Genomic DNA, 12,951 nt, shown 5'->3' on the forward strand with positions numbered 1-12,951 from the left:
GCTGTGCACGATCCCGGCTGCGGACGTGTAGGAAATGGTGAATGGCCAAGGACAGTCTGCCCGAGCTCGAACTCGCCAACGTCCGCACCCGTGAGGGCATCACGGACACCGTGACGGAACTCAAGCGGCGTGCGAACCTGCCCGCCCGGACCCGGCTCGCGGTCGCGAAGACCAAGCAGCGGTGGCACCGCGACCCGACGCCCCTCGTGGCGATGGGCATCACCGGTCTCACCGGGGTCGCGGCGATCATCGTCGGCATCTCGATGCGCAACAGCCCCGCCGGGCACCTGGCGACCCCGCCCGCGAGCTCCGCGTTCACCGCGCTGCTGCCGTTCGGCACGCGTGGCGACGCCCCATCGGCGAAGGAGCAGGCGCAGGGCGGCCGGAAGGGCCGCAAGGCGCGGCGGAAGGCCGCCGAGGAAGCCCTCGAGCAGGACCCGGCGCACAAGGCACGGGTGAAGCAGCAGGTCGGCATCAGCGCCGTGCAGCGGCGGGCCGACAAGAACCGCAAGGCGGCGGTGAAGCGGTCGAAGCAGGCTGCGAAGCGCCTCGCCGCACGGAAGGGTTGAGACGATGAGCGACGACCAGCAGAAGCCCCCGGCCGACGACCCCCGCAAGGCCGACAGCCCCACCGACCTCAAGAAGCCGACGCTCGTCTACACGTTGAAGAAGACGCTCCGCGAGTTCTCGAGCGACCAGTGCACCGACCTCGCCGCGAGCCTGACGTACTACTCGGTGCTCGCGCTGTTCCCCGGGTTGCTGGCCGTCGTGTCGATCCTCGGCCTGGTGTCGAACCCGAAGGACACGGTCGACTCCCTGTTGACGATCATCGGCAACGTCGGCTCGAAGGACGTCGCCGAGCTGCTGCGGGAGCCGGTGGAGGGCCTCGTCCGCTCGCCCGCCGCACCCGTCACGTTCATCGTCGGTCTGCTCGGCGCGCTCTGGTCGGCCTCCGGCTACGTCGGCGCCTTCGGCCGTTCGATGAACCGGATCTACAACGTCCGCGAGGGCCGGCCGATCTGGAAGCTCCGCCCGACCATGCTCGGCGTCACCGTGACCACCGTCGTCCTGCTCGTGCTCGGTCTGCTCGCACTCGTGAGCGGACCCCTCGCCCGCAGCTTCGGCGACCTCATCGGCCTCGGCGGCGTCGCCGCCACGGTGCTGCTCGTCGTGCAGTGGCCGATCATGCTCGTCATCGCGATCCTCGTCGTGGCGGTGCTGTACTACTGGTCGCCGAACGTCAAGCAGCCGAAGTTCCGGTGGGTGAGCGGCGGGTCGATCCTCGCGATCCTCATCTGGATCGTCGCGAGCGTCGGCTTCGGCTTCTACGTCGGGAACTTCTCGAACTACAACGCCACGTATGGCTCGCTCGGTGGTGTCATCGTCTTCCTGCTGTGGATCTGGATCACGAACAACGCGCTGCTGTTCGGCGCCGAGTTCGACGCCGAGATCGAGCGGGGCCGCGAGCTGCAGGCCGGCATCCGCGCGGAGGAGGACATCCAGCTCCCCGAGCGCGACACCCGCCAGATCGAGAAGCAGGACGAGAAGCGCGCGCAGGACGTCCTCGAGGGCATCCGCATCCGCCAGGGCGTCGACAACGACTGACGGTCGGTCCCCGGGTCGGGGCGCTACCGTGCGAGCGTGCCGTCCTTCCTCGAGGGCCTGCCGTTCCGGTGGCTCCTCCTCGCGCTCTTCCTGGTCGTGTTCTGCCGTGCGCAGGCCACGTACTGGGTCGCGCGGCTCGCGGTGACGGGGGCGTCCCGGTCGCGGTGGGGCGGGTGGCTGCGGTCGCCCGCCGTCCGCCGCGGGTCGGCCCTGCTCGAGCGCTGGGGGCTGCCGGTCGTCACGGCGAGCTTCGTCGTGGTCGGGCTGCAGACGGTGATGAACGCGGCCGCGGGGCTCGCCCGGGTCGCCTGGTGGCGGTACACGGTCGCGATGGTGCCGGGCTGCGTCGTGTGGGCGCTGCTGTACGCGACCGTCGGGTTCGCGGTGTTCTGGGCCGTGGTCGCGGCGCTCGCCGGCTCGCCGTGGGGCATCGCGGCGATCGGGGGACTGGTGGTCGCCGCCGCCGTCGCGCTGACGGTCCTCCACAGACGTCGCCGCCGCACAGGAGGCCCGGCCCGGCTTCCGTAGGCTGGCCCACGTGACGACAGAACCGCTCCAGAACCGTCCGGTCGCCCTGGTGACCGGAGCCACCCGTGGCATCGGCCGCGCGATCGCCGCCGACCTCGGCCGCACCCACCACGTGCTCGTCGGCGGCCGGTCGGCCGACGCCGTCGACGCGTTCGTCGCCGAACTGCCGAGTGCTGCGCCGTTCGTCGGCGACCTCAGCGCGGGCGACCTGCCGGCGCTGCCCGAGCGGCTCGACGTGCTCGTGCACTCCGCCGGCGTCGAGCAGGGCACCACCGTCGCCGAGACCCCGCGTGTCGTGTGGGAGCAGGTCTTCGCCACGAACGTGTTCGCGGTCGCCGAGCTCACCCGGGCGGCGCTCCCGGCGCTCCGGGCGGCGCGGGGCATCGTCGTGCCGATCAACAGCGGTTCCGGGTTCCTCGCCGGTCCCGGCGGTGGCGTCTACGCGGCGTCGAAGTTCGCGCTGCGGGCCTTCGCCGACGCCCTGCGGGAAGAGGAGCGGGCGAACGGCGTGCGGGTGTCGAGCGTGCACCCGGGCCGGACCGACTCGGACATGCAACGGGCCCTGACCGAGAAGCTCGGCGAGGACTACGACACCGCGTACTACCTGGCGCCGGAGGACGTGGCCGCCGCGGTCCGCACCGTCGTCGACCTGCCGGAGCGCGGCACCGTCGAGTCGCTCGCGATCCGACCGACCCGACGGCGCTGACCGCGGGCTACGACAGCTCGATGCGCGCGTCGAGCTCCAGCCGCTCCAGGAACGTCTCGTCGTGGCTCACCACGACGAGGGCTCCGCGGTGGGCCCGCAGCGCGTCGACGAGCTGATCGACGCTCGTCAGGTCGAGGTCGTTCGTCGGCTCGTCGAGCACGAGCAGCTGCGGTGGCGGGTCGGCGAGCACCAGGGCCGCCAGCGCCACCCGGAACCGCTCCCCGCCCGACAGGTCGCCTGCCGGGCGGTCGACGGTGTCGCCACGCACCAGGAACCGGGCGAGCCGGTTCCGCACCTCGGCGACGGGGACGTGCGGGGCGTCCCGGCGGACGTTCTCGAGCACCGTGGCGGTGTCGTCGAGGCCGTCCTTCCGTTGCGGCAGGTACGCGATCCGGTCGACGTGGGCGACGGCCCCGGTGCCGGGCAGCGGGTGCTCCCGGGCTGCGGGGGCGCCGACGAGCTGTTCGAGCAGGGTCGACTTGCCGACGCCGTTGTCCCCGGTGACCGCGATCCGCTCCGGTCCCTGCACGATCACGTCCCGCCCACGCACCGTGACGGTGGCGATCTGCCGTGACGCCGGCACGTCGGGGTCGGGCAGGGTCACGTGGATGGACTCGTCGTCGCGGAGCCGGAGCTGTGCCTCCCGCTTCGCCTCGAGGGCAGCGGCCTCGTCGTCGGCGTACCCGACCCGCAGCCGACCGGCGGTCTCCTGCGCCTTCTTCCGCTGCTCGTTCGCCAGGATCTTCGGCATCGAACGGCCCGCTTTCTCACCAGCCTTCGCACGACGGGCGATCTTCGTCTCGGCCTCGATGCGCTGCCGTTTCTCGGTGCGGTGCCGCTGCTCGGCGACCCGGACCTCGCGTTCGACGGCCGCCTGCTGCACGGCCAGGTGCTCTTCGAACGCGCTGAACGTCCCGCCGAACACGGTCATCGACCCGGACCGCAGCTCCACGGTCTCGTCGACGTGGTCGAGGAGCTCCCGGTCGTGGCTGACCACCACGAGGGTCCCGCGCCAGTCGTCGACCAGGTCGAGCAGGAGCCCGCGTGCCCGCCGGTCGAGATTGTTCGTCGGCTCGTCGAGGAACGCGATCGGACGGCCGCGCAACCGCACCCCGGCGACGGCCACGAGCACGGCCTGCCCGCCGGACAGCGTGGACACCGGGCGCTCCAGGTCGGCGCCGTCGAGCCCGACGCTCGCGATCGCCGCCGCAGCTCGCTCCTCGAGGTCCCAGTCGTCGCCGACCGCCTCGAAGTGCTCGGGCGACGCGTCACCGGACAGCACGGCGCGGAGCGCGGTGAGCGTCGACCGGATGCCGAGCAGGTCGGCGACGGTCTCGTCCTCGCCGACCGCGAGGCGTTGGGGCAGGTGATCGACGGGACCCGACGTCGAGATGGTGCCCGACGTGGGGTGGAGCCGGCCGGTGGCGAGCCGGACCAGCGTGGACTTGCCGGCCCCGTTCCTCCCGACCAGGCCGGTCCGGCCACGCCCGAAGGCGGCGGTGAGGTGGTCGAGCGCGACGGTGCCGTCGGGCCAGGCGAACGTGACGTCGTGCAGGACGACGGATGGACTGCTGGGCATGGGGATGCCTCCCGGTGTCGATGCTGGGCGCACGACACCGAACCCACCGCGGTGCGGTGGAGCGCCCGACGGGGCGCGCGATCACGGTGTCAGCGCGTGGGCTGAGCAGAACCGGTGATCGACAGCAATCCGTCTTCTTCCGTCGGGGACCCCCGTGACCGCCATCCGCGCCGCCGGTCGGTCTCCCGCCCCGGCGGCCTCGCGATGACGACGAGGTGCCACCCACGGTAATCCCGGCCACGGGGACGCGCAAGGGATGACAGGCTGGGGGCATGCCGGAGAACCTGTTGCCGAACCCCTCGACGAACCCCGAGACCCTGCTGCCCACCGAACCCGAGGTGACCGCGGCGCTCGCCGCCGACGCACCCGTCGCCAGCGTGGTGGTGTCGCACCCCTCGTCGAGCCTGGCGTGGGCACTGCTCGCCGACGAGGCCTGGGCGCGCGGCGCGACCCTGGAGTCCTACGCGTACGCCCGTGTCGGGTACCACCGTGGGCTCGACGCCCTGCGCAAGGCCGGGTGGCGCGGTGTCGGTCCGGTGCCGTGGTCGCACGAACCGAACCGCGGCGTCCTCCGGGCGCTGTTCGCCCTGCGGCGTGCGGCCGAGGCGATCGAGGAGCCGGGCGAGGCCGAGCGCCTGACCGACTTCCTCAACACGAGCGACCCCGAGGCGCTGCGCGCCCTCGACGCCGAGGCGTAGCCGGCCGCGCGGGCGCCGCGAGTGCGCTCCGCACAACCGAAGTGCTCCCGAACCACGGCGATACGTGGTTTGGGAGCACTTTGGTTGTGCGCGGCCTCGGCACAGCAGCTCGCCGCGACCCCGCCGCTACGCCAGCAGGACGCTCCAGCTGAACGCCTGCGGCCAGAGCTGGTGCTCGGGCAGCACGTCGAGGCCGCACGCCCGGCTGCCGAGCCCGTGCTGCGCGGCGTCGAGGTACAGGTACAGGTGGTCGGACGTCGGCAGCTCGTACGGGTGCTCCGCACGGTCGACCTGCTGCGCGGTCCACGGCGACAGGGTGAAGCCGGCACGGTGCGAGCCCACCGTCGACACCGTGAACGGCCCGACCGAGAGCGACCGCAACGCCGGCCGGTGGCCGGTCTCCTGCGGCCGCGAGTACTCCACGCCGAGCGACCGCACCGGCGCGGTGAAGCGGCCGACGCGCGCCGCGTGCGACGAGTCGGCGTACGACTCGAGCGGTCCGGTGCCGAACCAGGTCGCGTCCTCGTCCGCCAGCGAGGCGGGCAGGTCGAAGCGCACGCCGATCCGCGGCCAGGTGACGTCCCAGGCACCGAACGGCACGGCGTCGGTCTGCAGCACGAGGCCGTCGGACGTCAGGGTCCAGCGGTGGGTGACGTCGAGTCCCCAGCCGCTGTTCGCCGCCGCCACGCGCACGTGCTGCTCGAGACCGGAACCGGTCCGTGCGACCGACACGAGCCGGTGGGTGAGCCGGTCCAGCCCGCGGGCGCGCCAGCGGACCGCCGACGCCGGCGCGTCCGGGTCGCCGACGCCGTGGGTGAGCACCGGGTCGGCGGTCTCGTAGCCGCCCTGCGACGCCAGGCTGTCGTTGTCGGTCGGTGCGCGCCAGAGCTCGAGCCGGGGACCGGCGACCTCGTGGCCCTTCCAGGACACCAGGTCGCCACGGGCGCTGAAGGTCCCCTCGCCGAGGCGGTCGCCGTCCCAGGTCTGCCGGGAGGCCCGTGGTGCGTCCGCCACACGGCTCGCGACGAGCCGCTGGGTGCGTGCGACGACGTGGCCGGTGTCCGCCCACGCGGTCGGCCCCGCCAGTTCGACCGTGACGTCGAACCACAGCTCGTCACCGGGAGCGAGGTCCCCGGCCGCCGCTGCGCGGACCTCGTCGGGCACCGGCACGGTGGCCGACTCCCGCGCCGCGACGACGCCGGGAGCGAGTCGCCCGGAGGCCTCGACGACACCGTTCCGCGACAGCGTCCAGCAGAACCGCAGCCCTGCGGTGGAGGCCGAGTGGTACCGGTTCTCGATCAGCAGCGTCGTGTCGGACGACGACAGGCGGACCGGCGCGACGACGGCCGCGAACTCCGCCAGACCAGGGGTCGGGGTGTCGTCGGGCAGCACCAGGCCGTCCATCACGAAGTTGCCGTCGTGCACGACCTCGCCGAAGTCCCCGCCGTAGGCGTGGTAGTCCTGCCCGTCGGCAGTGCGAGCGAGCAGCCCGTGGTCCCGCCACTCCCAGACGAACCCGCCGTGCAGGCGCGGGTAGGTGTCGACCAGCGCCTCGTACTCGGCGATCTGGCCGGGGCCGTTGCCCATGGCGTGCACGTACTCGCAGTGGATGAACGGCTTCGAGCGCTGCCGTGCCGCCTCGGCCGGGCCGCACCCGAGCAGCGGTGTCGCCGGGCCGCCGCCGATCGACTCGGTCTCCTGCAGCGTCGGGTACATCCGCGAGTAGACGTCGGTGTACTCGCCCGTGTAGTCGCCCTCGTAGTGGACGGGGCGCTCGTCGTCGCGGTCGTGCACCCACTGCGCCATCGCGGCGAGGTTGCGGCCGGTGCCGGACTCGTTGCCGAGCGACCACATGACGATCGACGCGTGGTTCTTGTCGCGTTCGACGGTGCGGGCGATGCGGTCGAGGTAGGCCTCGCGCCACGCCGGGTCGTCCGAGGGGTTGCCGACCCAGTCCGTGAACAGGAACCCGTGCGTCTCGAGGTCGCACTCCAGCACCACCCAGAAGCCGAGCTCGTCGGCGAGGTCGAGGACGCGGGGGTGCGGCGGGTAGTGCGAGGTGCGGATCGCGTTGACGTTGTTGCGCTTCATCAGGGCCATGTCGGCCCGGGCGTGCTCCTCGTCGAACACCCGACCGCGCTCCGGGTGCGTCTCGTGCCGGTTCACGCCGTGGAACACCACGCGCTCGCCGTTCACCAGGAACCGGTCGCCGACGATCGACACCGTGCGGAAGCCGAGCCGGAGCGAGACGGTCTCGCCCTCGGACGACAGGCTGGCGTCGTACAGCCGCGGCAGCTCGGCGCTCCACGGCTCGACGCCCTCGACCTCGATCGGTGCGACGTCGTCGGCCGTCGCCCAGGTCACGTCGACGCCCAGGTCGGGCACGGCGAACCGCACCGGGAACGCCGCGTCGAGCGTCGGGAACGTGATCGTGCCGGTCCCGGTCGAGGGGCGGCCGGACGCCGCCGTCCCCGCGGTCGCCGCAGTCCCGAGCGCAGCGGTCCAGCCGGCGCGGACGAACACGTCGTCGATCGGTGCGGCCGGTCGGGCGAGCAGCGTGACGTCACGGAAGATGCCCGGCAGCCACCACTGGTCCTGGTCCTCCAGGTACGAGGCCGCCGACCACTGGTGCACCCGGACGCGGACCTCGTTCGTGCCGGGCCGCAGCACGGACGTGACGTCGAACTCCGTCGCGAGCCGCGAACCCGTGCTCCACCCCACGAGCGCGTCGTTCACCCACACCCGGAAGTGCGACTCGACACCGTCGAAGCGGAGCAGCACACGAGCTGCGCCGTCGAAGGTGCCCGGCAACGAGAACGTGCGGCGGTGGTCGCCCGTCGGGTTCTCCTCGGGCGGGTGCGGCGGGTCGATCGGGAACGGGTACTGCAGGTTCGTGTAGCTCGGGGCGCCGTGGCCGTGCAGCACCCAGTGCGCCGGCACGGGGATCGTGCCCCAGGTGTCGTCGGGGCCCGGCAGCGGGACGTCGGCGACCGGCGACCAGCGGAAGTCCCACTCCCCGTTCAGCGACAGCGCGGGGGCGTCGGTGTGCAGCCAGGCGCGTGGCGCGAGCCGGGTGTCCGATCCGGGTGCGGTGGATGCGAGTGCGGCGTTGGTCAACCCTTGACCGATCCTTCCGTGAGGCCCCCGCGCCAGAAGCGCTGCAGGACGATGATGGCGACCACGAGCGGGATGACCGAGACGAGCACGCCGCCGGTGGTGAGCTGGTAGAACTCTGGCAGACGATCGACCTGGGCCCGCCAGTTGTTGAGCCCCAGCGTGATCGGGTACAGCTTCTGGTCCGCCAGCATGATGAGCGGCAGGAAGAAGTTGTTCCAGATGCCGACGACCTGGAACAGGAACACCGTGACGAGCGCCGGCGTCATCTGCCGGAGCACCACGGTGTGGAAGATCCGGAGCTCGCCGGCGCCGTCGATCCGGGCCTGCTCGAGCAGCGCGGTGTCCACCGAGGCCTGGGCGTACACGCGGCACAGGAACAGCCCGAACGGCGAGACGAGGCTCGGGATGAGCACGCTCCAGTACGTGTCGGTCAGCCCGAGCGTCGAGAACAGCAGGAACAGCGGCAGCGCGGTCGCGGTCCCCGGCACGAGCACCCCGCCGAGGATCGTGCCGAACACGAGCTGCCGACCGCGGAACTCGTACTTCGCCAGGGCGTAGCCGCCGGCTGCGGCGAAGTAGGTCGCCAGCACGGCGCCGACGCCGGAGTACAGGATGCTGTTCGCGATCCAGCGGACGAAGATGCCGCCGTCGTACGAGAACACCTGCTGCAGGTTGCTCCAGAGCGCGAACTCGCCGCCGAACCAGAACCCGTTCGTCGAGAAGAGCGCACCGGTCGTCTTCGTCGCGGCGATGACGACCCAGTACAGGGGCACCAGGAAGTACAGCGCGACGACGACGAGGATGCCCGTCACGACGATCTGCGATCCGGGGGAGCGGTCGAGCTTGCGGCGCTGGTGCGCCGAGATGGCCGTGGTGTCGACGGGCACCGCCGTCCTGGCGGTGGCCGGCGCTTCGATGGCTTCGCTGGTCATGCGTCCGCCCCCTTCGTGACGTTCGTTCCGTTCTGGAGGCCCGGTTCGGCCTGGGTGGTGACCCTGCGGTCGTCCGCAGCGCGCGTCTGGAGCGCGCGCCGGGCCTCCTGGCCGTCCCGCTTCGCACGCTTGCGGCGGTCGCGCTCGTCCTTCGGCGCGCGGTTCGTCAGCGCGAGGAACGTGAACGACAGCACGAACGCGGCCAGCGCGATGATGACCGCCTGCGCACTCGCGACGCCGTACTCGTTGAACGCGAACGCGTTCGTGTAGGCGGCGTAGTTCGGCGTGTACTCGGTGTCGATGGCGGGTGCGACGGTCGACAGGATCTGCGGCTCCGCGAAGAGCTGCAGCGTCCCGATGATCGAGAACACCGTGGTGAGCACCAGGGCCGGCGCGATGAGCGGGATCTGGATCCGGAACGCGACCTGGAACGGGCCGGCGCCGTCCATCTTCGCGGCCTCGTAGACCTCGCCGGGGATGGACTTCAGCTGCGCCACGATGATGAGCATGTTGTAGCCGGTGTACGTCCACGTGACGATGTTCGCGATCGACCAGAGCACGCTGTCCGCACCGAGGAAGTCCGGCTGCAGGCCCACGGACTGCAGCAGGGACACGATCGGCGACAGGCCGGGCACGTACAGGAACGACCACAGGATCGTCGCGATGACCCCGGGGACGCCGTACGGCATGAAGTAGATCGCACGGAAGAACGCAGGCCACCGGGCGCTCGCCGACTCGAGCAGCAGCGCGAGGACCGTGCAGGCGATGATCATCACCGGGACCTGCACGATGCCGAACAGCAGCATCCGGCCGATCGAGGCGACGAACCCGCTGTCCTGCAGGGCGATCACGTAGTTGTCGAACCCGGCGAAGCGTCCGGAGACGCCGTCCTCGCCGAAGAGGCCCTCGCGGTCGACGGTCGTGAACGACTGGAAGACCGCGCTGATGATCGGGATGACGAACGTCAGCAGGAACAGGGCGAGGAAGGGGCCGAGCAGGATCCACGGCGCGCGCTTCTGCGCGCTCGTGGCCTTCGTGCTCGTGCGGAAGCCGTTCCTCGGCTGCGTCGCGCTCATCGTGCCGTCCTGACGCCGAGGCCCTTGTCCCGGAAGGACTGGACGATCTCCCGCTGGGCGAGCTCCACCGCGTCGGTGAGCTTCAGCCCGCCGGTGAGCTTGCGCCGGAACTGGTTCTGCAGGCTCGTGAACGCCGACTGCGTCACCGGCGACCACGACCAGTCGATGTTCTGTTCCTTCGCCGCGGGGACGAAGACCTCTTCGTTGTACCGCTGGCCCGAGAACCACTCGGACGGCTCCTCACGGGCCTGGCCGATGTAGTCCTTCGCGGGCGACCAGCCGATGCCGCAGTACTCGATCATCGCGTCGATGCCCTCCTTCGACGTGGTCATCCAGGTGATGAACTCGAGGGCCTCCGCCGGGTGCTGCGCGTTGGCGAGGACCGCGGCCGTCGAACCGCCGATCGCACTCGAGCCGGAGCCGGTGTCGCCCCAGGTCTGCATCGGGGCGACCTGCCACTTGCCCTCGCCGCCCTGCACGGACTGGATCAGGGCGTCGGCCCAGCTCGCGCTCGTCACGGCGGCGACCCCGCCGCTCGCGGCGGACGCGTACCAGCCGGGGGTGAACGCGCCGGCGCTCGTGTCGACGAGGTCGTCGTCGATGACGCCGTCGAAGAACTCGGCGACCATCATCGTCGTGTCGTCCGTCATGTCGACGACCCACTCGTCGCCGTCGGTCCGGAACCACCGCGCACCGGCCTGCTGCACGTACGCCGCGAAGGGCGACGCGTCCGCGACCGGGAACACCTCGAGGTAGTTCCGCCTGCCCGTCGAGCGGACCTTGTCGGCGAGGTCGCGCCACGCGTCCCAGGTCGCCGGGGGCTCGCCGCCGACCTGCTCGAGCAGGGCGGTCTGGTAGTAGAAGCCCATCGGGCCGGTGTCCTGCGGGATGCCGTACACGCCGTCGAGGAACGAGACCTGCGCCCAGGCGGCGTCGTCGTACTTCGCCTGGTGGTCCTTCGCGCCGTAGCGGGCGAGGTCGACGAGGCCGTTCGCGAGCATGAACTCGGGGATCTGCCGGAGCTCGACCTGCCCGATGTCCGGGCCGCCGCCGGCCGCGAGCGCGGAGTACATCTTCTGGTAGCCGCCGGTGTTGCCGCCGGGGATCCAGTTCGCGGTGACCTGGATGCGCGGGTTCTGCGCGTTCCAGACGTCGCAGACCTTCTGCAGGTCCTTGAGCCACGCCCAGTAGGTGAGCTGGACGGTCTCGCCGGACGCGGCGGTGGGGACGAGCGCCGCCCGGTTCACGTTGGTCGAGCCGGGGACCGCGCACCCGGCGAGCAGTCCGGCCGCCGCGGTGCCGAGGCCGAAGCCCAACAGTTGTCGTCTGGAGAGGGATGGTGGGCGCTGCGTCATCGCGGGGCACTCCGGTTCGTCGTCGGATCGGGGTTGCGCCTCAGCAAACCACAAAACCGAGCGTCAGTGTGCTTTCGCGCCTGGGTGTTCGCCGTCGACTCCGGGCGGGCGTCACCGCGAGGGGGGAGTGTGGCGGCACGTGAGAGCGCCGGGGCTCATCGGCTCCGGCAACCGTCCGAGAGGAGCTGCCATGACGTCGACGAACGCGACGAGCGAACTGCACCGGATCCTGGGGGAGCGACTGGAACACGGAGGGACGTGGGCCTGGGCCTACGCGGACGCCTCCGGCAACGTGGAGGACCCCCGACGGCAGGCGGCGCTGCGGCTCCGCGCCGTCGAGGAGGCCCTCCGTGCCCAGGGCGCGACCGACGACGTCGTCGACACCGTGGCCGCCGAGTTCGAGCAGGAGGCCGGCGTCCCGTCGCCCGTCAGCCGGTACGTGCTCGTCCACGACGGGGCGGTGGTGATCAGCGACGTCCTGCCCGGGCGTCTGCACGGCGCGGGGTCCGTCGGCGTGGGAGCCGTACCGGACCTGGTCCCGCTCGTCGCGCACCGACCGGTCGACCTGCCGTTCCTCGTCGTGCACGCGAGCAAGGAGGGCGGCGCCTTCCGCACCTACCGGCTCGGCCACGCACCGGTCGCCGCTGCCGAGTCGGAGCAGCAGGTGCAGGGGCGGAACGACACCCTGCACTACGCCAAGGCCGGGACCGGGTGGAAGCAGCCGCACTGGCAGCAGCACACCGAGGAGATCTGGCGGCAGAACTCCGCCGAGACCGCCGCGGCCGTCGACGAGACCGTCCGCACCCTCCGGCCCGGCCTCGTGGTGGTGGCCGGGGACGTCACCGCACGGGAGCTGCTCGTGAAGGCCCTGTCCGCCGAGACGCGCGCCCTGACCTCGGTGTTCCCCGGCGACCCGCGCGCCGACGCCGGTGCGGAGCAGGCCTTCGTCGAGCACGTCGAGACCGCGCTGGCCCGGGCCGTGGCGACGCACCGGCACGACCTCGAGGACCGCCTCCGCACGCACGCCGGGCGCGGGGACAACCAGGTCGTCACCGGCATCGGCTCCGTCGTCGAGGCGCTGCAGCAGGCGCAGGGGTCGACGGTCGCGCTCGACGCGGTCGCGATCCGCGACCGGACGCTCCTGGCCCTGGCCGGTGCCCCCTGGGTCGCGACGGCGCCGGAGCAGGCCGCGGGCACCGCGGTGATCGGGGCGGTCCCGGCGGTGTGCGCGCTCGTCCGTGCCGCGGTCCTGACCGACGCCGAGCTCGTGCTCGTGAACGCCGCGTCCCTGCCCGGTGGCGCCCCGGCCGCCGCACTCCTGCGCTGGCCCGTCGGCCCCGCCGTCCCCGCCTGAC

Annotated in this window: 11 protein-coding genes; 6 read left to right on the forward strand and 5 right to left on the reverse strand. The window is 72.0% G+C overall.

Annotated features, from left to right (window positions below; translation table 11 throughout):
- Nucleotides 1-41: 41 nt before the first annotated feature.
- From BIU97_RS00930 to BIU97_RS00945, 4 genes are read left to right on the forward strand one after another with little or no spacing between them, the layout of a single operon-like run.
- Nucleotides 42-569, forward strand: coding sequence for a hypothetical protein (locus BIU97_RS00930; protein ID WP_071253056.1), 528 nt, complete (start codon nt 42-44; stop codon nt 567-569).
- Nucleotides 570-573: 4 nt separating this feature from the next.
- The gene (locus BIU97_RS00935) at nt 574-1,605 is read left to right on the forward strand and encodes a YihY/virulence factor BrkB family protein (protein ID WP_071296806.1); all 1,032 of its coding nucleotides are present in this window, start codon (nt 574-576) and stop codon (nt 1,603-1,605) included.
- 36 nt (nt 1,606-1,641) lie between these two features.
- Nucleotides 1,642-2,133 (forward strand): DedA family protein, encoded by a 492-nt coding sequence (locus BIU97_RS00940; RefSeq protein ID WP_071296807.1) that lies wholly within the window; start codon nt 1,642-1,644, stop codon nt 2,131-2,133.
- A 10-nt stretch (nt 2,134-2,143) separates the two neighbouring features.
- Nucleotides 2,144-2,839 (forward strand): SDR family oxidoreductase, encoded by a 696-nt coding sequence (locus BIU97_RS00945; protein ID WP_071296808.1) that lies wholly within the window; start codon nt 2,144-2,146, stop codon nt 2,837-2,839.
- A gap of 7 nt (nt 2,840-2,846) precedes the next feature.
- Here the strand turns inward: BIU97_RS00945 and BIU97_RS00950 are convergent, their stop codons facing one another.
- Nucleotides 2,847-4,418, reverse strand: coding sequence for an ABC-F family ATP-binding cassette domain-containing protein (locus BIU97_RS00950; RefSeq protein WP_071296809.1), 1,572 nt, complete (start codon nt 4,416-4,418; stop codon nt 2,847-2,849).
- 272 nt (nt 4,419-4,690) lie between these two features.
- On the opposite strand from BIU97_RS00950, the gene BIU97_RS00955 reads away from it, so the two are divergent.
- Nucleotides 4,691-5,116 carry a DUF3151 domain-containing protein gene (locus tag BIU97_RS00955; RefSeq protein ID WP_071296810.1) on the forward strand — a complete coding sequence of 142 codons (426 nt, stop codon included), beginning with the start codon at nt 4,691-4,693 and terminating at the stop codon, nt 5,114-5,116.
- A gap of 126 nt (nt 5,117-5,242) precedes the next feature.
- Here BIU97_RS00955 and BIU97_RS00960 read toward each other — a convergent pair whose 3' ends face one another.
- From BIU97_RS00960 to BIU97_RS00975, 4 genes are read right to left on the reverse strand one after another with little or no spacing between them, the layout of a single operon-like run.
- Nucleotides 5,243-8,233, reverse strand: a complete 2,991-nt coding sequence (locus tag BIU97_RS00960) for a glycoside hydrolase family 2 TIM barrel-domain containing protein (RefSeq protein WP_071296811.1) — start codon at nt 8,231-8,233, stop codon at nt 5,243-5,245.
- On the reverse strand, nt 8,230-9,165 hold the full coding sequence (locus BIU97_RS00965) for a carbohydrate ABC transporter permease (RefSeq protein WP_139195833.1): 936 nt from the start codon (nt 9,163-9,165) through the stop codon (nt 8,230-8,232). Before BIU97_RS00965 ends, BIU97_RS00960 begins: the two co-directional genes overlap by 4 nt.
- Nucleotides 9,162-10,241, reverse strand: coding sequence for a carbohydrate ABC transporter permease (locus tag BIU97_RS00970; protein ID WP_071296812.1), 1,080 nt, complete (start codon nt 10,239-10,241; stop codon nt 9,162-9,164). The genes BIU97_RS00965 and BIU97_RS00970 overlap by 4 nt, the downstream gene beginning before the upstream one ends.
- Entirely contained in the window at nt 10,238-11,596 is a 1,359-nt protein-coding gene (locus tag BIU97_RS00975; RefSeq protein ID WP_071296813.1) for an ABC transporter substrate-binding protein, read from the reverse strand. The genes BIU97_RS00970 and BIU97_RS00975 overlap by 4 nt, the downstream gene beginning before the upstream one ends.
- A 190-nt stretch (nt 11,597-11,786) precedes the next feature.
- Between BIU97_RS00975 and BIU97_RS00980 the strand changes: the two genes are divergently transcribed.
- On the forward strand, nt 11,787-12,950 hold the full coding sequence (locus tag BIU97_RS00980) for a baeRF2 domain-containing protein (protein WP_071296814.1): 1,164 nt from the start codon (nt 11,787-11,789) through the stop codon (nt 12,948-12,950).
- Nucleotide 12,951 lies beyond the last annotated feature (1 nt).

Origin of the sequence: Curtobacterium sp. MCBA15_009 (assembly GCF_001864895.1) — a bacterium.
Lineage (GTDB): Bacteria > Actinomycetota > Actinomycetes > Actinomycetales > Microbacteriaceae > Curtobacterium.